Here is a 22443-nt window from a genome sequence, read left to right on the forward strand (position 1 = left end):
GTTTGGGACTCTCATTCCATCAAACAGGAATTCTCTATGACGACACAAGCTGAAATCAAAATCAAAGAACCCATCGATTGGGTCACGACTCTATTTTTACTCACATCTCCTCTGGTGGGGATCTTCGGAACTCTCTATTTCTATCTTTATGAAACCATTCACTTGGGCACTTGGTCCTTATTTGTGTTTTATTTTTTTGCAACGGGAATGGGAATCACCGTAGGGTATCACAGACTTTTCTCTCATAAAGCTTATGAAGCAAAATTTCTCGTCAAACTTTGGTTACTCCTTTTTGGAGCTGCTGCTTTCCAATCAACTGCTCTCGAATGGAGTGAAGACCACCGCCTCCACCATAGATTTGTAGATACTGACAAAGACCCTTATTCCATTAAAAAAGGATTTTGGTATGCTCATATTGGTTGGTTGTTTCGCAAAAGAAAGTATGTACAACAAGGGGTGCAAGATTTAGTGAACGATCGGCTGGTGTTTTGGCAACATAAACATTTTTATTCCATTGCAATCTTTATGTGTTTTATCCTTCCAGGCCTTATCACTATGTTATGGGGTTCTTTTTGGGAAGGATTTTTTGTAGCAGGGTTCCTCAGGCTTTTTATAGTTCATCAGTTCACGTTTTTTATCAACAGTGCTTGTCATGTTTGGGGAGAACGAACTTTCTCCAAAGAACAAACCGCTCGCGATAATTGGATTATCGCCTTTTTTACGTTTGGTGAAGGTTTTCACAACTTCCATCACGAATTCCAATCTGACTATAGAAATGGAATCCGTTGGTTTGATTATGATCCATCCAAATGGATGATAAAAGGCCTTTCCTTTTTGGGTCTTACATATAACTTAAAAAAAGTTTCTGAAGAAAAAATCTTACAAAAAACTATGTTTTTAAAGGAAAAAGAAACCCTTCATAAATATACAAATGTAGGGGAAGAAAAACTTCGTCTTTGGGAAGAACAACTCGCAAGTTTACGTGAGTCTGCCGTGCAAGAATACCAAAAATGGAAACAAGCAAAACAGACTTCCGGTGATAAAGAAGTAGGCGTTTTACGAATGAAATTTGAAGAAACGAAAGCTAGTTGGGAAAAACTTCTTAGCAGACCACTTTTTTCTTAACCTCGAATCTCCCGGAAGATTTCTTTCGGGATACTAGGAACGTCTCCTGGGCCAACTAACGGTAGATATACCATAAACAAAGTTCGTCCAGGTGCTGATTCTACTTCAATCCTGCCTTTGTGTTTTTCAATAATCCCCTTCACAATCCCAAGTCCAAGCCCTGTTCCTTCCCCCTGGTCTTTTGTGGTAAAAAATGGATCCCAAATTTTATCTTTAATTTCAGTGGGGATTCCCGACCCATTGTCCTCAAAACTTATGAGTACATATTCTTCTCCCACCCTTCTGGAGGATATGGTAAGTTTTGGATGATCTATTTTTTTCATCGCATGGATGGCATTGGTGATGAGGTTTGTCCACACTTGGTTCAGTTCATCAATATTACAGCGAACTGGAGGAATACTTCCGTAAACCCTTTCAATTTCCACTCCATGTTTGATTTGGTTTTGCATAATAACAAGAGTGTTTTCTAATCCTTCATGTAGATCGCATTCAGCATAGGATGCCTGCCCCAAGTGGGAATAATACTTTAGTGCTTTGACAATACGAACAATATTACGAATGGCATATTTGATGTTTTTAATATTTCTTTGTAGGCTTAAAGTATTCTTTAACATCTCAAAGGTTTCTTTCCCACCCGATTTCCAAATCCGCAAGAGCTCTTCTTGCATATGCAAAAGATGATGATCGATAAGAAAAGTAGATAAATCCGAAGCATCATTTTCTGGAATCCCATCTTGGATAAAACGAAACTTGGTTTCTTTTTTTAATTTGAACTTATCTTTGGGATCGATTTTTGCTGCGGGATCTTCTTTTACAAAACTAAAGAGAATGTCTAAGTAAATGGAACGAAAGTCGGGATTTTGGATGAGGTAAGAAATGTCCCCCAGGTGAGACAAAACAAACACTAAGTTTGCATCCAAGTTGTCAGCGGCCCCGTTGATGACTGCCGCAGGAGTATTGATTTCATGAGCAATGCCTGCCACCATCACCCCAAGAGAAGCCATCTTTTCAGATTGGACAAGATGGGCTTGGGTTTCTTCTAATTCTTTGGTTCGTTCTCTTACTTTCGCTTCCAAGGTTTCTGTTAAATTTAACAACTGTTGGTAAATCATAGAATTAGAAAGAGACATGAGGGAAACTGCGAGGATTTCTAAAATAATTTCGATTTCCTCTATATCATAAATTTTTCCTTCTTTGTGTTTTCCAAGAAGGATAAACCCAACAAGGCTTGACTTAATCGAAAGTGTGGCCACTAACTCTGATTTGGTTTCTTTGAAAAAATCTAATGCTTGTTTGGCTATTTTTTCATGATTGGGAGAGGCAAATTGGAGAAAGTTTTCCTTGATATGGATTCCTTCTCTTTCGGATAACCAGAGTAAAAAAGGATTAAACACAGGAATCGAAGGTAGTTCCGAAAACTTTTGGTTTCGTGATTCCAAAAAGGGTCTGGGCCGAAATTGTCCCTCTCTTTCGTCCCAAGTGTACACTTGTACAAAGTCTGCTGGAATCTTTGACTCAAGGAATTGGCTTATGGTTTGGCTGATTTGGTCTGGGTCATTGAAGGAAATGAGTTCTTCTTTGAATTTTTCTAAGGCAAACAGGTTTTGGACGAGTTCATCACGTTTTTTTGGTTTTTCTGTGGTTTGTGATTCTGTTTTTCGCCTTAAAAAATACAAAAGGGAAATTGTCAAAAGTCCCATGGCAGATGCAAAAAAGGAGAAGGGTTTTGTGGAATCTGTGCTGCTGAAAGCATAAGCCAAAACAAACCAGCCAAAAGACGAAAGGATTATGATTCCCAAAGGAAAGAAAACTTGTGTTTGCATGTCATCTGTATAGAATGTAAGAACTAGATTATTTTAATGAAGAATCCACTTGGGTAAAGAACTATTTACAATCGCTCGCATCTTCGGAGCTTATTACGAAATTTATTCAGAAGGAACTGCGTACGCCCGCGCCATTCTTAAGGGTAAGTTGCGGTTAAAGGATTCAGGGGAGCGCCATCCTTTTGTTGTTGGAGATATGGTTCTTGCCGAAAAGTCTTCTGGGGAAGAGTGGGTCATCTCGGAACGAATGGAACGAAAGAATTACCTAACAAGAAAGAGTGATCGGGGCGATAGTCATGTGTTATGTGCTAACTTAGACCAGCTAGCCATCCTTGCTTCTTGTAAAGATCCCGAAACAAAACCTGGATTTATCGACCGGTTGCTTGCGGCTGCTTATCATACAGAAATCCCCCCTCTCATTATTTTTACCAAAAAAGATCTCATCTCCGAGGAAGAAATCGAAGAACGCGAAGTTTACTATCGTGAGTTAGGTTACGAAGTTATGACAGTCTCTCTTCTCTCGGAAGAATCTATCCAGCCTTTATGGGAAAGGATCCGTGGGAAACGAACCTTTTTATGCGGAAACTCGGGAGTGGGGAAATCTACTCTCATGAATCATCTTCATAAAAAGACAGTCCAAAGGACAAACCTTGTGAGTGGGTCGACCAAAAAAGGAAAACATACCACCACCAATTCCTTTGCCCTGTTTTTGGAAGAAAACACAGTTCTTATCGATTCCCCAGGAGTCAAAGAATGGGGAATCTTACACCTGACGCCTGTTGAACTTTGGGAAAGTTTCCCCGAATTACGAAAGATTAAAGAAACTTGTAAGGAAATTTATTGCTGTGAACTGGGTTCTGAATGTTCCATGCGAAAACACCTAAACGAGTCTATGGATGAAACCCGAAAAAAGAGCTTAGAATCCATGATTGAGAGCCTAGAGAATCCCCATAGAGTGACGAGAAGAGACCATTGGTCCAAAGCTGTCACAAAAAGGCATTAGGGAAAAGAGTTGCCAAGCCTTCAGTTGTTATCTATGATTAGAATGTTATTTCCGGAGGAAGGAATATGAAACGTACAATGATCAATCAGTTGTTGGTAATGGGATTTGTGGCAATTTTTGCCATGTTTTTTACTGCCTGCCAAAAAGATTCCAAGGAATCTGTAACAAATGTTACAGATAAGTCCCAACAAGAAAGTAATGTCGTTGTTGCCTTTGTAAAAGGTGATGTCGTTGTGATCCGCGAAAGTGGACAAGTGAAACCAAACTTGGGTGATGTGTTGACTTCTAAAGATACCATCGTCACCGGTCAAAATGGTTCTGTGGAAATCCTTGTGGGTGAAGACGGAGTTTTGAAATTAAACAAAAATACTTCTCTTAGTGTAAGCCAAGCGTTTGCAGCAAACGATGGTTCACGCGCGACAGAAGTGAACATGCAATACGGAAAACTTGTGACTGTTCTTCGCAAAGAAAGAAAAACAGAATCTTTCAGTGTAGTCACTCCGACTTCCATTGCGGGTGTTCGTGGAACGATCTTCCTAACCAATGTAGAAAATCCTTCGGCTAAAGGTGGAAACGTTGCTTGTGGTTCTGGAAACTGCGTAGTGAAATATACTGTCCTTGATGGTGCGGTTGCTATCCGTAAATCAAACTCAGAAAACGAAATCGTTGTCGACAAACAGAAAACAGCTGAAGTCGGAAATGAAACTAAACTTTCTGATAAAATGATCAAACCAATGGACAAACAATCCCTAACAGAAATGAAAGAAATGTTGGCTTTTGAAAATACTAAGATGTTACAGTTTGAGTCTCTTGCAAATGAGCTAAGAACCAACAACGAAGAACTTCAAAAACTAAACATTGGATCTTCTGTAGAAGAATTGGAAAAAGCAGCGAAAAATCGAGAGATCACTAAATCTAAATCAGACGAAGTCATTACAACTGCTAAGTCCATCGAAGATTCAAAATACATCAAAAAAGATGTTCAGAAAGATTCCCTAAAATTAGCACCTAAAGAGAGTTTTGATAAGACGAAATGAGATATGTTTATTTACCGGTCCTTTGTTTTTTAGTCGGTTATTGTTCCTCGGTCACAAAGATCGAAACTTTAAATCGAAGTTTTACAAAACCTAAGTTCATCACTCCAGAACTGGGTGAGTCGGAACCCCTTCCTTCGGGCAGAGATTACAAAGAACGACTGGTAAATAAATCCACTCCTCATTTTTCCCTCCTCTGGAAACAAGTTCCAGAGGGGTTTTCTAAATCTGATTTATTGTTACTCGAAGAGAAAGTCCTCTTCCCACACAACAAACTCGGGTTATATAAAAAAGCTCCCAAAGATTCAGATCCAAAATTTAACGAAGTTTCCGACTTAGATTTGGTATTGGAACTTTCTCTTACTCGCAATGCCGAAAGACATTCAGTGGAAGTCCAGTACAAAGATCCAGTTTTGTCACAAAACTTTGGGAAGGCGATCTTTGTTTACCAAGAGGAAAAAGAACCTGTTGTTAAATCTTTAAAATCCTTTGATGTTTTCCATGGCAAAAGACAACTCCAACCTTTGACGGGAAGTGTCCCTGCTTATTTTGCAGAAGTATCTTCTCCATCAGAAGATGAATTGCGTAATTATTTTACCTCCTCTTTGCGAGGAAATGCCTCTGTGTTTTCCACCTCACCCGGAACCACCATTTACTTAGATGGCGTGGAAGTGGGCAAAGCTCCTTTACTTTCTTATCCTCTCATCAATGGAAAACATACCCTTTCCTTTGCAAAACCCGGGAAAGATCCGGTCAAACGAAACATCTTGATTCGTGCAGGGAAAACCACACGTGTGTTCCAAGAGTGGAATGATGATATCTCTCAAGGAACCATCGTCATTTCTAGTTTTCCTGCCGGTCTTGATATCGTAGTGGATGGTCAGAAAAAAGGAAAAACTCAATATGCGGAGTCGGGTGTTCCTTACGGCAGTTATCCGATCCAATTCATTCGCACCCAAAAAGATTCTAACTTTGAATATGCAAAAGCGGGTATCAAAATTAGACCAAAACAAATCACATCCATTGCCTTACCTATCTCTCTCGAAGATGGAGTGGGTTGGGAATCAGAAGAGTTTTGGAACCTAACATCGGCTTCTCCCAATTTTTCGGCCACTTTCCCTGGCAAACTTACCTTTGCCAAAAACAAAGACCTTCCTACCGGCTGGTATGGAGTGTATTCAGAAGACCTCATTCCTGATTATCTGGAAGCCGAACTAGTGTTAGATCTTGAAAAAGATTTGAATGGTGCCGTTGGCCTTTCTTTTACCGACCACAGCCAAAATGCCATCCTTATCTATGTCGATAAAACAGACTTTCATATCATCAAGTTTTCTTCGGAAGAAAAAGAAGCCCCTGTACGTTCCTCTTTTCGTTGGAACAAAGAAGACCCCCTCAAAGGTAGAAGTATCAAACTTTCTACCGATATAGAAAAGAAGATGATTCGTTTGTCTTTGGGTAATAAAACCGTGGAAGAACTTCCATGGAACTTCGAAACTTTTTGGAATTTAGGAGTGTTAACTCCGCATAACGCACCGGTTACGGGCACACCTCTTCGAGGTTTAAAAATACGATATCCTGATATGGTTAAGTTTGAGGAAAGGCTCCAAAAATGAGACAACTTAGTTTTATAATTTTTACCGTCGTTCTTTTTGTCGGCTGCCAATCCCGAGATTTCAAACCTGTTACTGTAAAAGATGCAGTGGTAGAAAAATCCGATGTATCGGATCGACAAAAAATTGAAGAAGCAAGAGAACTTGTCGCCGATGGAAGTAACGAATTCCAAAAAGGAAACATGGATGTTGCTTTAGAAAAAGCAAAAGCCTCCATTAAAACTTTTGAACTCATTGATGGTTACTCACTTCTCGGTTCTTCCTATTACCAGTTAGGTGAATATGAGAACGCAAAACTTGCTTATGAAAAAGGCAAAAACTTAGAGCCAAAAAATGAAAAACTTCTCATTGGACTCGGAACAGTTCAATCCACTTTGGGAGAAAATGAAGAAGCACTTTCTACCTATCAAACCTTAAGCCAACTAAAACCAGAAGAAACGATTTATACTTACAAAACAGGATTACTTTTAAAGAACTTGGGTCGTTACCAAGAAAGTCTTGTGGTTCTAAAGTCTTTGGAAACTAAAACGGAATTTCCTTATCCCATTGAATTGTTAAATCAGTTAGGGGATCTTTGTTTAGAACTAAAAAGATATGAGGAAGCAGAAGCTTACTTTGCCAAAGCGGAAAAACTCAATCCTGAATTAAAAACAGCAAAAGATGCCAAACTTTCCACTAAGATTGCCTCTCTCATCCAACGAGGGAATGACTTTTTAGCCAAAAAGAATTATGCTGAGGCAACTTCTGAATTCAAAAAAGCTACCGAGTTACAACCTCAAAATGGTTCCGTATGGTCTTTTTTGGGAAATGCTCAGTTACTAAATGGAAAACTCAAAGAAAGTGAAGAGAGTTTTAAAAAATCAATTTCACTCGCTGATACAAATCCCAACGCTTATGTGGGGTTGTGTAATGTTTATATTCAAACTCATAACTATTCCGACTGTTTAAAAACTTCCAAACAAGCAGTTCAAAAAATTCCTAAAAATGCTGAAATCCGCAACAAACAAGGGATATGCGAATGGAAATGGGGAGAAACTAAAAAGGCCACTCTTAGTTTCCAAGATGCCTCTTCCTGGGATCCCAATTTTTTTGAACCAAAACTCAACTTAGCCTATGTGTTAATTGATTCGGGTCGATTTGACGAAGCAATAGATGTATTAAAAAAAGCAGAGTCACATCCCAAAGCCAAAAAAGAAGAGATCCGCAAAGCAAAGATACTCGCAGAATCACAAAAGTTTATCGCTGATGGTGACGCATACCTACGCCAAGGAAAACGAAAACAAGCCTTTGATGAATATGGAAAAGCAATGGGTGTGAACCCAGAAAATCCAGCAGCACAAAATGCGTTTGGTCGAGCTTACTTCGCCTTCGGGGAATACAAAAAATCGGAAGGTTCGTATCTAGAAGCTTACCGTATGGATGCCACCAACCCAGGGGCCTTACAGGGTCTTGCGCGAGTGTATGCAAAAACTGGCGAATCCAAAAAGGAAAAAGAATACATCAAAAAACTAGAAATTCTTTCTGCCACAGATCCTTTCAGTGCCATCACTTTGGGTCGTATTGCAGAAGATGCGAGCAAATGGGAAGAAGCAGAATCCATCTACATGGGCCTGAAGAAAAAATTCCCAAACAATGATGCTGTCGATTACCGATTAGGAAGTTTGTATTACAAACGAGCTGTAGAGGAAAATTCAAAAGAAAATTACTCTCGTGCCAATGAATTCATTCAAAAGTCAAAAAAATACACAAAAGACATTCCAGAACTGATAGAAACAGAAAAGACAGTGGCAGAGAACTCTCGTTTTGCGGAGATTCTCCCTTTTGTCAAAGAAGGGAACTCTCTATTCAATCGTAAAAAATACATTGAAGCAGTTTCTCCTTACCAAAAGGCCTATGACCGAGTTCCCAAAGCATCCCTTCTTGTAAAAATTGCGGAATGTTATATTGAAAAGGGTGAAGAAGAAAAAGGCCTTTCCATTTTAGAAAATGCCGTCCGCTCCAACAAAGAAAATGCCATTTCTTTTAAGGAAGGGATCTATTCTTTCTATTATAAAAAAGGTGAGTTAAAGAGAGCCGAAGACGGATTTTACGATATTTTAAGAGAAAAACCTGATTCCTATTACGCCTACTATATGTTAGGTCTTGTGACCATGAAACGTAAAAACTACGAAGCAGCCATTGGGGAATTTGATCGTTCCATCTTGGTGAATCCAAATTTTGCTCCAAGTAACGTAGCGAAAGGTTTGGCATTTTATAAATTAGGCCAGATGGATAACGCTAAACGAGAGTTTGAAAAAGCGAGAGTGAAAGATTCTGAATTTGGCCTTTCTTCTTATAACTTAGCCATTGCTTATTTCAACGAAGATTTGACTAAAGAATCAAAATCCATTTTAGAATCCATTCGTAAATCAGATCCTGATTTTATGGACGGTGAGATCCAATTAGCTTATATCTATTTCAAAGAAAACAAATTGGAAGAAGCAGAAAAGATCATTGATCGTGTTCTCAAAGAAGAACCTTCTGCCGAAGCATTGTTTGCCCAGTTTCGAATTTTAGATGCCAAACAAAAACAGTCTCCTTCCGATAAGGTCAAAACCAAACGAAACCAAGTAAAAGAAAAAATCTTACGTGAATATGGGGAAACCAAATACGCAAGACTCCTTCCTTCGGACGCATTAGATGATGAACCACTCCATGTGACTGATCTCAATCTTTCGGGAACTCCTGTTTCGACACCGATTGTATATCCCAACCGGATCATAGTGAATTATGGAACGGCTCTTGTGGGTTATGATAGAATCACGAAGGAACTGATTTGGAAACAATATACTTCTACTCCTTACCAACTGTTAGTGGCTGGTAAAGAACTTGTGGGAATTTCCAATGATTCAGCTACTAAAATCTATCCTGAATCAGGAAAGATGAGTTTCAAAAAACAGATTCTTGTGGGTTGGAAAGTCAAACAAGGTTCGGCTGAAGGGAATGGATTTTTACTTCTTTTGGAAAAAGAAAAAGGGAACGATCGTAAGATTGTAAGAACAAACCCCAATTTAGAAATTGAGGAAGAATGGAATGGAAACGATTTCTTAAGTTTTTCTCATACAGCAGAAGGGAAACTTTTTGTCCTTCGAGATTTAAAGAAAGAATTCCAAATTCAAGTGTTCGCCATTGGCTCCAGTTCTAATCCCGATAAAGACAAAAAGGTATCAAATCCTGTGGTTAAAAAGGATACAAAGGAATCGGCTCAAATCATTGGATGTCTGGAAGAATCTTGTTTGGTTCAATTAGGAAATCAAATCTTTGAAGGAACCGAAAAAGCAAAATTGTATTCCCTAGGAAATACAGATACCATTCGCTCCGTTGTCAAAAATCCAGAGTCATTGCTTATCAATACGGAAAATACCGCCTATCTTTGGAAAGGTGGCTCTAAGTGGAAAGATTCCTATTCTATAGAAGGAGATTTTTATTATCCTTTGGATGGGCTTGTTGTGGAAGGTAGATCAAAAGAATTACTCTTAATCAAAGGGCGGGAGAAAACTCCTGTTCCGTGGAAGGGTGATCGTGATGGCCTTAGGATCAGTACTGTCACTGTAGATTAATAGAGAGGCCGAAAGAGAAGAAAACTTACCTGTTTCTATGTAGGAATCGTTGTTCCTACATAGATCGAGTTATTTAGGTTTGATTCGATTTAGATAGTAAATTCGTTTCCCTTCATTTCTTTTTTCGGTTTCGAAAAAAGAAACAGGGAAACCTGGCCTTTCGAACTCATATTCTTTTTTCTCCCAAACAAATTTGGGAAATTTTCGAAATAGGGAAATGGTTCGCCTCGCATAAGGGCCGTAATCGGTCGCAAATAACAACCTTCCACCTGGTTTTAATAAATCATAAATCTGCTCTAACATATCGGCCTGCATGAGTCTGTTTTTACGGTGTTTTTTCTTGGGCCAAGGGTCTGGGAAATTGATAATGATGGTGTCAAAAATTTCTTTCTCGAGTAATTCATCGAAGAACCACTGGAAGTTAACTGTCATATAGCGGATATTTTCTAGACCGAGCGTTTTTCGCTGTTTTTCGGTATGAATGATCCGGTTTACCTTCTTTTCCATCAGTAGGTAACCTGTTTGGCGGTCGCCATTTGCCAATTCAATGGCGACTTCACCCCAACCCGATCCAAGTTCCAAAACAAAGTTTTGGATCGCTTCCGGGAAAGATTTTTTTAGGTCGATTTTTTTTCCTCGGTCTTTAGGTTGCAGGAGATAGTCTGATTGGTAGGAAGTCTTGGTAGTAAACTTCCAGAGTTTTTCTTGGATTTCCGGGCTAACTAACAATTGCATTCCTTCCGATGATGTAATGTCAGGATTTTTAAAAGGAACTAGATGAAAATAACTCTTTTTGGTGTTCGAGGTTCTCTCCCCACACCGATTTCTAAACCAGAACAAAGGGAGAAAACTTTAAAGATTCTCCAAATGGCCAAAGAAGAGTGGCGAAAGGATCCCACCGGATTCTCAGAAGAGGAATTTTTAAACCATCTACCCATCCCCCTTTCTCAAGATTTGGGCGGAAACACAACCTGTGTTTTCATTGAAGGCGATGGCGGTGAAAAAGTCATTTTAGATATGGGTACAGGGCTTCGTGTCCTTGGCAACCAAATGGCACCGCAAGCTTTTAGCGGAGAAGATATGGACATCCATATCCTTGTTTCCCATACGCATTGGGATCATATCCAAGGTTGGCCTTTTTTTAAACCCGGTTATTCTCCTTCTTGTAATATTCATTTTTACTCATGTATTGAAAACTTAGAAGAAAGGTTAGTTCGCCAACAACATCCCGAAAATTTCCCTATTACTTTCCAACAAATGGCATCGAAAAAACATTTCCACCTTTGGAAGGAATTCGAATCATATATGTTAGGTGGTCTCAAGATCATTCCTTTTGGACTTCGTCATCCTGGATCTTGTACTGGATACCGAATTCGAGAAGGAAATAAAATTTTCCTTTTCTGTACGGATGTTGAATACAGGGAAGAAGACCGTGAACACCTGATCAAAATGAAACCTCAGATTGCAGGTGCCGATCTTATCATTATCGATGCACAGTATAGCACTGCTGAGGCGGAAAAAAAATTAGGTTGGGGGCATACAGCTGTGAGTAAGGCAGTAGAGTTTGCAGAAATGATGGAGATTCGTTCCGTAGTTCTCACTCATCATGAACCGGACCATACAGACCATGAAGTGGCACGTATTATTTTAGATGAAGCTAGGTTAATCAAACCAGGTGGTATGCAGGTACATATTGCCCACGAAGGACAAAAATTTATCCTTTAGAAAATCGAAATCTTCTCATGTATAGAGAGTTGATCTAGATTGTTTGAATTCATTTTTTTAGGATTTTTGGTTCAATCATTCGTTGATTAGATAGTTGGAGTGGTAACCTTTTGCTTCACCAGACCAATCGGGGCAATCTAGTTTTAGATCTGCATACCAATGAATTTGGTATGGTTTGGCAAAAAACAATTGGATAAAGAATCTTAAAAACGAAGAAATGTTTTCTAGTGCACTCATTGTGGCAATTGGGCGTGTTCGTTTGACAAGCAGGGAACATTTTCCTTCGTTAAAATAGAGAACTTCTGTTTTTGGGATCGTATAACCAGATGTAGGTTCTTTTTCCCAATCTAAAACTTCGGCTCGTTCTACCGTTCCCTCTAAAACCATATGACCTGAGTTATCTAATACTGCCACTCGACGAAAAAAAGCACCAGGAAAATCAGCATTCCCTACGAACCCACCGGTAAAGATTCTATGTCCGTCTTTTGTTATGGATCGGACAAGTTCCCATTTTTTAGAATATTGGTAGACTGCCTCGTTCGAAAGAATATGTTCCAACCCTCCCACACCTTTGATTTCTTCTGTGGTGTCTTTGTATCGAATGGTTCCTGTCACTTGAGAGTATGAAAAAGGTATGTCGGCTTGGACAAATTTACCTTCTTCTTTGAGTGGATATCTTCCTTTGGAGATAGGAACGGAACCTCTCCTTGGTTTGTAGTCTAATTTAATTTCCCAGTCTCCATAGTTCATATAGAAGGAATAAATTCCGTTTTTGTATTCCATCCAATTTTCTCCGCTTCTTTGGTAGAACAGTCCTTTTTTTGATTCATACTCATCGGCGTCGAATTCACGAGTGGAATAAAACACGGGTTGGTCTTTCGGTTTTAAAAGTAACGATATACCATTGTTATGTGAGCCAGGTCCAAAATTACTAACAAGGAAAGTGGCAAATAAATTGTATTTTTCGTTGCGAAAGGTAAAATTCCAAGCTTGGAGATAACCTTCTTCGGGGAAATGTTGGGTTTTAAAATCTTGAGCCAGTAGATTTTCTGTGGGCAGCACTGCAAAAAGGAGATAGAGACAAGCCAATCGAAAGAATTGCCGAAACACCGGCAAATCCTAACGCGTGCTTGGAAAAGAATCAAGATTTTTCTTGGGGTTTTCCTTTAAATGGAAACAGTGCTGGGATGAGAAATGGCAAACAGGTCTCCGAGACAAACGAGAGAAAACACAGGATGTTCCGTATTGCCAATTTGTCCGAGCCGTTCTCTTTCTTCGGCGATTCCATCGATATGGATCCAGGTTTCTATATGTTCTTCTGGAAGGATACGGCAGGCGACCTGGTATTCAAAAGGTCCGAGTTTTGAGAAGAAAATCTGAACCGATTCAGGAGAAGAATCGGCCAAAGTCTGGCGGAAGGCAAATTGTTTGGACTTAGTTTCCCCTCGCATTTCGTAGTAGTGGTTCAGAATTCGTAAGATATGTAAGAATTCTTCTTTTTTTGTCATGAGTTCGCGCCAGGAATCTTCAGTTTCTTTCATGCCCACTGGGGTTAGGGAGCTTTGACTTTGGTTCTTAAAAAAGGATTCTCACTTGAAAAATACTTTCCCCTATCCAGGATGAACGAAACGGATATGGTAACGGAGATTTTAGAAATATTCTGGAAAGAGAAACTCCGGTTTGCCCAATACTGTTTCGATGAATTGGCTGCATTGGATGCAAAGTCCTTTTTAGAAAAAAGACCAGCCGGAAAATCACCGCAGTGGACTCTCCAACAGATGGTCTCGACTGATCGCACCTTTAGTTTTTATTTACCCATTTCATTACGCATCAGTGGATTTTTCTTTTTTACCGCTTTCAAAGACCAAGAAATAGAAAAGGATTTAGAAGCCATCAGAGACAGATACACACCTCCTGCATTTCCCTCTCACTTTTGGGAGATTCAGATTGCGAAGGCTGAAGACCTTCGGATCAAAGCCAAAGATCCTTTGGTAAAAGAACAATGCGAATCTTGGAAAGAGATTCTTGTTCGCTTGGAAACAAAACTTTCTGGGATTTCCGATCGTGATGCCTATAGAAAAAGATATACATCCCTCACGGGAATTCATACCATTTCAGGAGCGATCAATAATTCTACGGAGTTTTGTCACTATCTATGGAATTTGTACATGGCAAATCCAACATAACTGTATTTTAAACGAATCAAAAATGTACCGAGTTTAGGAGAAATCAATGGGAAAAATTAAAGTAAAAACACCGCTTGTTGAGTTAGACGGCGATGAAATGACAAGAATTATCTGGAAAGAAATTAAAGATCGTTTCATCCACCCTTATTTAGACATCACTTTGGAATATTACGACTTAGGTGTTGAATACCGTGATAAAACGGATGACCAAGTCACTGTAGATTCAGCTAACGCGATCAAAAAACATGGCGTAGGTGTTAAATGTGCCACTATCACTCCAAACGCAGACCGTGTAAAAGAATACAGCTTAAAACAAGAATGGAAATCACCTAACGGAACTATCCGTGCTATTTTAGATGGAACAGTTTTTCGTAAACCAATCATTATCAAAAATATTCCAGCAGCTGTGAACTCTTGGAAAAAACCAATTGCAATTGGACGACATGCTTATGGTGATATTTACCGTGATGTGGAAATCCTAGTCGATGGCCCAGGAAAAGTAGAACTTGTTTATACAGATGCTTCTGGAAAAGAAAAACAAAGACTACTCGTAAATGAATTCAAAGGTGCTGGTGTAGCTCTTGCAATGCACAACCTAGATGAATCCATCAAATCTTTTGCAAAGGCTTGTTTTACTTATGCTTTGTCTGAAAAAATCAGCATCTGGTTTGCAACAAAAGATACGATCTCTAAAAAATACCATGCTCGTTTCCGTGATATCTTTGATAACATGGCAAAAGAACAAGATGGTGCTATGAAAGCTGCAGGTATTACTTATAGTTATTACCTCATTGATGATGCTGTTGCACAGATCATGAAAAACGAAGGTGGACAACTTTGGGCGCTTATGAACTACGACGGTGACGTTATGAGTGATATGGTTGCTTCTGGTTTTGGTTCCCTTGGTCTTATGACTTCTGTTTTAGTATCACCCGATGGAAAGTATGAGTATGAAGCGGCACACGGAACTGTGACTCGCCACTACCGTAAATACCAAAAAGGGGAAACAACTTCGACAAACTCTGTAGCGTCTATCTTTGCTTGGACGGGAGCTCTTGCGAAACGTGGGGAACTTGATGGAACTCCCGATGTTGTGAACTTTGCTCTGAAATTGGAAGAAGCTATCATTGAAACCATTGAAGGTGGCGAGATGACAAAAGACTTACTTTCTCTTTCAACAGCTGCGAAAAAAACGGAGCTTGATACTTTCCAATTTATGGAAGCTGTACAAAAACGATTGGATTCCAAACTGAAATAAGTTTGTATCCCTTGTGCACCCTGTCGTTTGGCAGGGTGTGATGTTTTCTTTTTAATAATTCCTTGCCTTTCTTTACTTCTCCAATTCTATTAAAAATCCATGTCGAATGTTCCAAAATCGCTATTAGATTCATTTATGGATTGGTATTTAGGTGAAATTCCCAAAATAGATTCACCTTCATTACTATTTCATTCTTTTATTGAATACTTACAAACATTAGGTTTTCAAATCATTCGAGGGAATATGGGGACCCGCACCCTACACCCACAAGTGGAAACTTTGGCCTACCTCTGGGCTCCCAAAAGTCAAAAGGAACTTTTTGATCTTCAAGCAAATCCTCTCTTTCATTCTGGTAGGTGGTTTGAATTTCCCGATGCCTTTATACGGGAAACTAAATTTCGATTAGGTTCGATCCAATCGACACAATTTGCTGCAAGCCCCATACAATATGTACTCACTACAAATAAAACCTATTACTATCGTTTTACGGAAGGTTTTAAGGGAGAGTATCCTTACCCTATTTTAGAGGAATTGGCTCCCATAGGAGGGACGGGTTACTTTGCCATACCTGTGATTCAAAAAGGAAATAGTTATGCTTTCTTAAGTTTACTCACAGCAAAACCAGATGGATTTACTGACGTGGAATTGGACTTTCTTACAAAAGCATTGAATATGGTGGCCCTCAAATGGTGGACATTCATCCAGTCAGAACTTACGGAATCTTTACTCAGTATTTATCTGGGTAAAAGAACTGGATCTACGGTGTATTCGGGTAAAATCTATTTGGGAGAATTGGATAAAATTCAATCAGTAATTTGGTTTTCTGACATTCGAAATTATTCTGGTATGAGTGAAAAACTATCACCACCAGAAGTCATACAGTTGTTAAATGACTATTTTGGTTTGGCAATCCCACTCATCGAAGCCCATGGCGGCGAAGTTTTAAAACTATTGGGAGATGGAATTTTAGCAGTATTTCCCTATACAGAATCTAATAAAACCTATGTTGGAAAAAAAGTTCTTCTCGCCGTTAGAAGATTAGGTGAGGATTTGTTTCTCCACAACCAAATAAGAGAAAAAGAGACAAAACTTCCGATTCATCACGGGGTGGGACTCCATTCTGGTGAAATCCTTTATGGGAATATAGGTTCAACCGAGAGACTGGATTTTACTGTGATCGGGGAGGCCGTCAACCTAACCAGTCGGATTGCAGGGATGTGCGGGGAGTTAGGAAAGGCAGTTTTAGCTTCTGAGAATTTAGCCAACCAAATTCCTGTTCGCTGGGAAGAACTCGGAGAACACAAGCTGAAAGGGATTGGTTCTCCACAGAAAATTTTTGCCATTTCGGAAAGACTTAAGAAAAAATATTAGGGTTGTGAAATTTCCTTTTCGTTAATGAATGTTTCGATACTTCCAAGTTGATAGGACTACACGACCGGAATCTTTTAGAAAACTAAATTTGGACCCAGGGATGTCCTGCCAATCAACAGGAAATTCCACAATTTTAAATCCATTTCTAATTAACAAAACTAATAACTGTGTATCCCATAACCAGCGTAAGTCGGAGATTTTTTGAATGACTGCTAAATATGCAGATTTTTTGAAGATTTTACATCCGCACTGAGGATCATACATTTGAATTTTAAAAACTAAGGTAAAGTAAAATGAAAAAATACGGTTTGTAAGATGTCTGTAGAAAGACTTTTTGACATTCCGTCCCATCATGATGATTCTCGAACCAGCAAGTAAGTCTATCTCTTTGTGATCATTCGTATAGTTCCAAATTCGTAGTACTTCGTAGGCAGGTGTTGCACCATCTGCATCTACAAAACCATAATAATTTCCTTTGGCATTTTTTAGTCCCAATTGAATGGCGCTTCCTTTTCCTAAGTTTGTTTCTTGGCGTAGTATTTTTAATTGAGGGTTAGAAAGTAAATGTTTGATTTTAATGTTTAGACTATTGAATTCCTTCAGTGGACTTCCATCATCGACAACAATGAATTCAACAGAGTTGGAACCTTTGAATGTTTCTAGAAGAGATTCCAGAAAGAGGGGAAGTCTTTCGGATTCACAGTAAGAGGGAATGACTAGGCTGAGATGATTTTTAACCATGAGAACAGATAGAACGGTTTAATTGAAACTACCTAAGCAGTGGAAAACATGCGAGGGGGGAAATCAAGTAAATTACTCCACCTTGTATGTATTCCATCTATGATTTAGCGAACGATGACCCACTTACCGCCCATCCAACTTACGTAGAGAGGAATAGCAGCACCTTTTTTAGAAGTGATGATGGGTTCTCCTTTTTTGTTGGTCACATTGAGGATTTGGTCGTTACAAAGTAAGGTATATTTAATATTCTTCGTATCTAATTTCCAAGTGGAACCTACGGCTTTTGTCATACCAGCGATCGATTTGAGTTCGTCCGCTTCGACAAATGGATAATAACGAACTTCAGATGTGTCTTTGGCACGAAATTGAATCCAGGACAGGATTTGATTTGTATCCTTTGAGTTGAGAATTTTTGTGAATTCTTTTGCAAACTCTATGATAGAGATTTCCTTTTCTTTGGTAAGTGTAATGATTTCCGCTTGTTTCCACAGTTGGCTTGGTGGAAGAAAAGGTGGATCAAATTCTAACTCAACCCATTCACCTAAACTTGCTTTGGTGAAAGTTGGCCATTGAAAACTTTGTAATAAAATTCCTTCGTCAGGAAATTGTCCTTTCTGACCTATGTATAGTTTGACTTCCGCTTCTTTAGAAAGACCCTCGTTTTCTTTTTGTTTTCCTTTTCTTTCTGTCAGTCGGAGCTTAATTTTGTTTTTACCAGGTAAAATCCAATAGTTGATATCTGCTTGTCCAGAAGAATCTTCATTGGAATCTCCATCTCGAACATCGTATCCGTTAGTATTGATTTCCAAATTAATAGAATAGTTTTTGTAAGTAATGATATAGTAACCTTCCTTCGGAGGGCCACCAGGAGGACTTGGTTTTTCTTCCGCTGATAAAGGAAATAGGAAGGAACCTATGACCAGAAAAAGGAACGAGATTCTTTGCATTTATAGTTCTCCAATGGCAAGGTAACGGAGGATTCTAGGCATTGGAAATAAATTGTCGATAAGAAATTGAATGATTCGATGTTTTTAGTGAATGTTTTGTATGATTTAGCTAACAAAATATTTCATTCTAAAGATATGGTTATAGGAATTTCTTTCCATGACGATCGAAAAAGAACTTTGTATTACAGGCCGAACAATGAAACCTTCCATATTTTTTGGCAGGGATTGGTTTGTTGCAGGAAGGACAAAGGACGGTTTTATTGATGAAAGTTGATAATCTTAGATTATGCTCCAGTCGATCCAAAAACTGATTACGAACTAAAATATGGGCGATGGTCATACCTGATAAAAATGCCACTACTTGTCCGCCATAAACACTTCGAACTTGGTGGTCCAATTCAACTATATAGAAATAAGATTGGATAAGAATCCAGACACTGAGACTGATAAATATTGGTACGTCATGGAAAGTAGTTTTTTCGAACACCATCATACTTTTTACATTAGGGAAAAAAACATAATACATCCCAAGAATTCCTGAGATGACACCTGATGTTCCAATAACGGGAACAATCGAATTCATATGGAAGAAAAAGTAAGTTAAATTGGCCAAAATCCCAAAAAAAAGAAATAGAACGAAAAAATAAAAATGCCCGACAACGTCTTCAATATTGTCAGCAAACATATATAAATAAATGGCATTGGTGAGCCATTCTGTAAAAGAAGAGTTAAAGAAAAAGGAATAAAGTAAGTTGAATCCAAGCTCTTTGTTCGGTGTAAATGCGTAAGACTCCGGATCACTTAAAAACAAAGTAATCATAGACAAAAAAATAAATCCAAAGGTTAGGATTGGTTTTCTAAAGTTATGGTTAGCTTTTTCGAATACGAACATTGTTAGTTGACTCTTCTTATCTAAAATTGTGTATTTGGATCTAGAATCAAGATTATAAGAACTTCACAATTCATTTGTTTTCTAAGATTGTAATTAGTTCGGTTGAGTTGATCATGTCTACCGGTGAAATGACCGGTTCAGAGTAGGGAATTCCCTTTCCATATCTTTTTTTCATCAAAGATTGAACCTGATTTGATGAAATATCGAAATCCTTTAGAGTTTTTAAATTTCCTATTTTTAGTCCAGTGAACTTTTCGTACATTTTCCAAACAAGTTCTGTGCAATAGATTCGATCTTCCGACCATTCAAAGTAAAGGTCGTAATGTTTTCCAAGTAAGGAACTTCCATAATTTTTCATTTGAGAGATTCTTTCTGGGGTGAGGATTTCCTTTGCACCTTTGATTCTTTTGATGACGAAATGTTTATTTTTTCCCCTTTGAATGAACAAGTTTAAGTCTGTAATTTTGACAGGTTCTATTGCTTCTAAAACTTTGTATGTGTTCCCATATTTAAAGATAATTCCAACGTGAGTATAACGGGATTTAGTCGCAAGTTTAATCGCTGTGGCTTGTTCTGAAAGCGATTCCTGGAAAATAATATCTCCCTCTGACAATAATGATTGATTCAAAGACTTCGCGTAAAGGGAAGTCAGGAGAAGGACGTTTATATAAAATAAAAAGAATTTAAATTTCATCATTTGAGGTACGTCTATTGATCCACGTTCCTATATAAATATTCGATCAAAAAGCATCTTTAGAGAATATCCCGCCAAAAAAACGGTTGACTCTGGGAATATATATAGTCAATTGTTTATATAACAAGATGGTTATGCAAACACTCGATTCCACATTCGCAGCCCTCGCAGACCCCACACGACGGGAAATTCTAATGATCCTTGCCAATGGGGAGTCCACGGTCATGGAACTGGCAAAACCTTTCCAGATGAGCCAGCCTGCCATTTCCCGGCATCTAAAGGTGCTAGAAGAAGCTGGCCTCGTTTCGACAACCATTCGTGCGCAAGAACGACCCCGCCGTTTGGAAACCGCACCACTTAAAAACGCGATTGATTGGATGGAAAAATACCGCCAGATGTGGGAGTCGCGCTATCAGGTGTTAGATGGACTTTTGGAAGAATTACAAACAATGCAATCAAAGGGAGATAAACAAAATGAAAACCGAAAAAAATGAAGTGAAGATGGAAATTCGAAGCGAAACCGAAGTTGTGTTTAAGCGTTACTTCGCCGCACCGCGTGAATTGGTATTCGACTGTCACACCAAACCTGAGTTAATGCGCCGTTGGCTCATTGGTCCCGAAGGTATGGTTCTTGAAACCTGCGAACAAGATCTTAAGGTTGGTGGCAAATACCTTTATCTTTATATGGATGCCAAGGGAAATAAATCCGGCGTTTATGGGACTTTTAAAGAAGTGATCGTACCTGAAAAATTAGCCAATAGCGAGAATTATGTGATGGATATGTCCACCTTTGATCCAAATGCACCCGAAGATCCGGCTGCTACATTTGAATCGCGGACCTTCACTACCGAAGGTGATAAAACGCTTATGACACACCTATGTAGATATGGTTCCGCGGAAGTATGTAAGATGATGGTAGAATCTGGAGCAGCGGATGGAATGGCGGAATGTTACCTGGAACTTGATAAATTATTAGTAGAGATCATTTAAAAATTGGATCCATGCCTCCAAGGGAACCAACTAGGGCATGGATATTTTTATTTTTTTAAATTCGCTAAATATTACTTAGGCGATCAATTGCTTCCTCATCAGAATTCAGAAAAAAAGCATCTTTTCCTTTGTTCATTTCATAAATGAAATCTTTTAGACTATTACTGGAATAAATCGAAAAATCACCAACGATGGCGAGTTTCATTCGGTAGTTCACAATTTTTTGTAATACCTCCCCTGCAAGTCCAGTTTTTAGATCAAAGAAACTTTCGGGGAAATGGGATTGTTTCAGAACAAAACGTTCACATTGCGAATCGTATTGGATTGTGGCAAAAAAGTCAAGGGCTGAGGATGCGTCTGTGAAAACTGGTTTGTCAGATTCGACTAGGGCGATATTTATATTATTTTTTTGTGTTTTGCGAATGTTCATTGGGTTGCTATGCGACGTTTCAAGTTTCTCAAGTGTAGTCTTCAATTTTGTAAAATTATTTATCCCACTGCAAACCAGGAGTTTTGAACTCAGTTCCTACAGGAAATATAAGATTAAATTTTTCTTTAAGAATTACTAATAATTCCTCCGGTGAATTGATTATTGATTTATGGGCTATGCCATTTTTATCTCGTTCAGATAATTCTCTGTTTACAAGTGTTTGTCTTTTTCCATCATCTCCAGCTTGTGCAACTATTAAACGATCTTTAAAATGTGATTTTGAATGAGCACTTGTGAACCAATTTGCTAGTTCACGATCAATTTCAGGCATTTCTTCCAGTGTAAATTCACAGACATCAACCCAGCCACTGGGGAAAAGAACTTGATGATAAAATTTATTATTTTCAGAAAGAATTCGTCTTGTTTCGTGATTTGTTTTTTGTTCAATATTTGGTATTAATTGAATAGCTGATGTTAATGATACTCCTCCAACTCCAACATCAGTTAACCATGAAAGCCCATTAAGTTCTACACGAAGAAAAACATGGGTTCGAGGAGGAGTGTAATCTCTCGATTTATCTAAGCGAACCCTAGCACTGATAGGAGTTACTTCAAATCCTAATTTTTTTAGAACAGATAAGAGAAGTCCATTTTGCTCAAAACAATACCCTCCACGACGCTGAATTATTAATTTCTCAAAAATTGAATCTAAACTAATATCAATACTTTTACCTAACAAAATATCTAAGTTCTCAAACGGTATGTTTTGCACCTGTGCAAAAGTGATTTTGTTCAGCAAATCAAGGGAAGGATTAGAGGGTCCTTTATACCCAATTCTATCAAAATATGCATCTAAAAATTGATTATCATTCAAAAATCACATCCTAAATATTTTATAAATCTAATTCAAATATATGAAACTTCTTGGCATGTCACATAACTCTTGCTTGCTGAAAATTCATTCCAGAAAAGTTCTAGATGGTAAGTGTTCGTTCAATACAATCAATCGATTGCA

At 38.5% G+C, this 22443-nt stretch carries 21 protein-coding genes; 11 read left to right on the plus strand and 10 right to left on the minus strand.

The features are described 5' to 3' along the window. Positions 1 to 36: 36 nt before the first annotated feature. Complete coding sequence (locus JWG40_RS10120) at positions 37 to 1125, plus strand: acyl-CoA desaturase (protein ID WP_205285692.1); 1089 nt, start codon at positions 37 to 39, stop codon at positions 1123 to 1125. Here JWG40_RS10120 and JWG40_RS10125 read toward each other — a convergent pair. Further along, positions 1122 to 2948: a sensor histidine kinase gene (locus JWG40_RS10125; RefSeq protein ID WP_205285693.1), complete on the minus strand. Its 1827-nt coding sequence runs from the start codon at positions 2946 to 2948 to the stop codon at positions 1122 to 1124. The genes JWG40_RS10120 and JWG40_RS10125 overlap by 4 nt on opposite strands. A gap of 49 nt (positions 2949 to 2997) precedes the next feature. On the opposite strand from JWG40_RS10125, the gene rsgA reads away from it, so the two are divergent. The 4 genes from rsgA to JWG40_RS10145 all read left to right on the plus strand — a co-directional run bounded on the left by rsgA (position 2998) and on the right by JWG40_RS10145 (position 10194). After that, positions 2998 to 3951, plus strand: coding sequence for a ribosome small subunit-dependent GTPase A (gene rsgA, locus JWG40_RS10130; protein ID WP_205285694.1), 954 nt, complete (start codon positions 2998 to 3000; stop codon positions 3949 to 3951). A 65-nt stretch (positions 3952 to 4016) separates the two neighbouring features. Beyond that, a complete protein-coding gene (locus tag JWG40_RS10135) occupies positions 4017 to 4988 on the plus strand; it encodes a FecR family protein (protein WP_205285695.1) in 972 nt (323 codons plus the stop codon). Beyond that, entirely contained in the window at positions 4985 to 6598 is a 1614-nt protein-coding gene (locus JWG40_RS10140; RefSeq protein WP_205285696.1) for an LIC10124 family lipoprotein, read from the plus strand. The genes JWG40_RS10135 and JWG40_RS10140 overlap by 4 nt, the downstream gene beginning before the upstream one ends. Next, positions 6595 to 10194, plus strand: coding sequence for a tetratricopeptide repeat protein (locus tag JWG40_RS10145; protein ID WP_205285697.1), 3600 nt, complete (start codon positions 6595 to 6597; stop codon positions 10192 to 10194). The genes JWG40_RS10140 and JWG40_RS10145 overlap by 4 nt, the downstream gene beginning before the upstream one ends. Positions 10195 to 10263: 69 nt before the next feature. Here JWG40_RS10145 and trmB read toward each other — a convergent pair whose 3' ends face one another. Further along, positions 10264 to 10923 carry a tRNA (guanine(46)-N(7))-methyltransferase TrmB gene (gene trmB / locus JWG40_RS10150; RefSeq protein ID WP_205285698.1) on the minus strand — a complete coding sequence of 220 codons (660 nt, stop codon included), beginning with the start codon at positions 10921 to 10923 and terminating at the stop codon, positions 10264 to 10266. 48 nt (positions 10924 to 10971) lie between these two features. Here trmB and JWG40_RS10155 point away from each other — a divergent pair, with 48 nt between their 5' ends. Beyond that, the gene (locus JWG40_RS10155; protein WP_205285699.1) at positions 10972 to 11919 is read left to right on the plus strand and encodes an MBL fold metallo-hydrolase; all 948 of its coding nucleotides are present in this window, start codon (positions 10972 to 10974) and stop codon (positions 11917 to 11919) included. A 75-nt stretch (positions 11920 to 11994) separates the two neighbouring features. Here JWG40_RS10155 and JWG40_RS10160 read toward each other — a convergent pair whose 3' ends face one another. Together JWG40_RS10160 and JWG40_RS10165 are read right to left on the minus strand one after the other, a co-directional pair. Continuing rightward, positions 11995 to 13029, minus strand: a complete 1035-nt coding sequence (locus JWG40_RS10160) for a hypothetical protein (RefSeq protein WP_205285700.1) — start codon at positions 13027 to 13029, stop codon at positions 11995 to 11997. Positions 13030 to 13085: 56 nt separating this feature from the next. Then, on the minus strand, positions 13086 to 13460 hold the full coding sequence (locus JWG40_RS10165) for an LIC_13246 family protein (RefSeq protein ID WP_205285701.1): 375 nt from the start codon (positions 13458 to 13460) through the stop codon (positions 13086 to 13088). A gap of 78 nt (positions 13461 to 13538) precedes the next feature. On the opposite strand from JWG40_RS10165, the gene JWG40_RS10170 reads away from it, so the two are divergent. The 3 genes from JWG40_RS10170 (at position 13539) to JWG40_RS10180 (ending at position 16734) form a co-directional block, all read left to right on the plus strand. Next, on the plus strand, positions 13539 to 14105 hold the full coding sequence (locus JWG40_RS10170; RefSeq protein WP_205285716.1) for a hypothetical protein: 567 nt from the start codon (positions 13539 to 13541) through the stop codon (positions 14103 to 14105). Positions 14106 to 14151: 46 nt separating this feature from the next. Beyond that, positions 14152 to 15363: an NADP-dependent isocitrate dehydrogenase gene (locus JWG40_RS10175; protein ID WP_205285702.1), complete on the plus strand. Its 1212-nt coding sequence runs from the start codon at positions 14152 to 14154 to the stop codon at positions 15361 to 15363. Between the two features lie 99 nt (positions 15364 to 15462). Continuing rightward, entirely contained in the window at positions 15463 to 16734 is a 1272-nt protein-coding gene (locus JWG40_RS10180; protein WP_205285703.1) for an adenylate/guanylate cyclase domain-containing protein, read from the plus strand. A gap of 21 nt (positions 16735 to 16755) precedes the next feature. On the opposite strand, the gene JWG40_RS10185 is transcribed toward JWG40_RS10180, so the two are convergent. The 4 genes from JWG40_RS10185 to JWG40_RS10200 all read right to left on the minus strand — a co-directional run bounded on the left by JWG40_RS10185 (position 16756) and on the right by JWG40_RS10200 (position 20008). After that, the gene (locus tag JWG40_RS10185) at positions 16756 to 17475 is read right to left on the minus strand and encodes a glycosyltransferase (RefSeq protein ID WP_205285704.1); all 720 of its coding nucleotides are present in this window, start codon (positions 17473 to 17475) and stop codon (positions 16756 to 16758) included. Between the two features lie 104 nt (positions 17476 to 17579). Next, positions 17580 to 18422, minus strand: coding sequence for a hypothetical protein (locus JWG40_RS10190; protein WP_205285705.1), 843 nt, complete (start codon positions 18420 to 18422; stop codon positions 17580 to 17582). A gap of 139 nt (positions 18423 to 18561) precedes the next feature. Then, positions 18562 to 19314, minus strand: coding sequence for a rhomboid family intramembrane serine protease (locus JWG40_RS10195; protein ID WP_205285706.1), 753 nt, complete (start codon positions 19312 to 19314; stop codon positions 18562 to 18564). Between the two features lie 70 nt (positions 19315 to 19384). Then, complete coding sequence (locus JWG40_RS10200; protein ID WP_205285717.1) at positions 19385 to 20008, minus strand: YiiX family permuted papain-like enzyme; 624 nt, start codon at positions 20006 to 20008, stop codon at positions 19385 to 19387. 134 nt (positions 20009 to 20142) lie between these two features. On the opposite strand from JWG40_RS10200, the gene JWG40_RS10205 reads away from it, so the two are divergent. Together JWG40_RS10205 and JWG40_RS10210 are read left to right on the plus strand one after the other, a co-directional pair. Continuing rightward, the gene (locus JWG40_RS10205; protein WP_205285707.1) at positions 20143 to 20502 is read left to right on the plus strand and encodes an ArsR/SmtB family transcription factor; all 360 of its coding nucleotides are present in this window, start codon (positions 20143 to 20145) and stop codon (positions 20500 to 20502) included. Next, the gene (locus JWG40_RS10210) at positions 20483 to 20998 is read left to right on the plus strand and encodes an SRPBCC family protein (RefSeq protein ID WP_205285708.1); all 516 of its coding nucleotides are present in this window, start codon (positions 20483 to 20485) and stop codon (positions 20996 to 20998) included. The genes JWG40_RS10205 and JWG40_RS10210 overlap by 20 nt, the downstream gene beginning before the upstream one ends. A 64-nt stretch (positions 20999 to 21062) precedes the next feature. Here JWG40_RS10210 and JWG40_RS10215 read toward each other — a convergent pair whose 3' ends face one another. Continuing rightward, entirely contained in the window at positions 21063 to 21428 is a 366-nt protein-coding gene (locus JWG40_RS10215) for a DUF4180 domain-containing protein (RefSeq protein ID WP_205285709.1), read from the minus strand. Between the two features lie 55 nt (positions 21429 to 21483). Next, positions 21484 to 22302 carry an arylamine N-acetyltransferase family protein gene (locus JWG40_RS10220; protein WP_205285710.1) on the minus strand — a complete coding sequence of 273 codons (819 nt, stop codon included), beginning with the start codon at positions 22300 to 22302 and terminating at the stop codon, positions 21484 to 21486. Positions 22303 to 22443: the final 141 nt, after the last annotated feature.

The sequence above is a fragment of the Leptospira abararensis genome, from assembly GCF_016918735.1.
In the GTDB taxonomy this organism is placed as follows: Bacteria; Spirochaetota; Leptospiria; order Leptospirales; family Leptospiraceae; genus Leptospira_A; species Leptospira_A abararensis.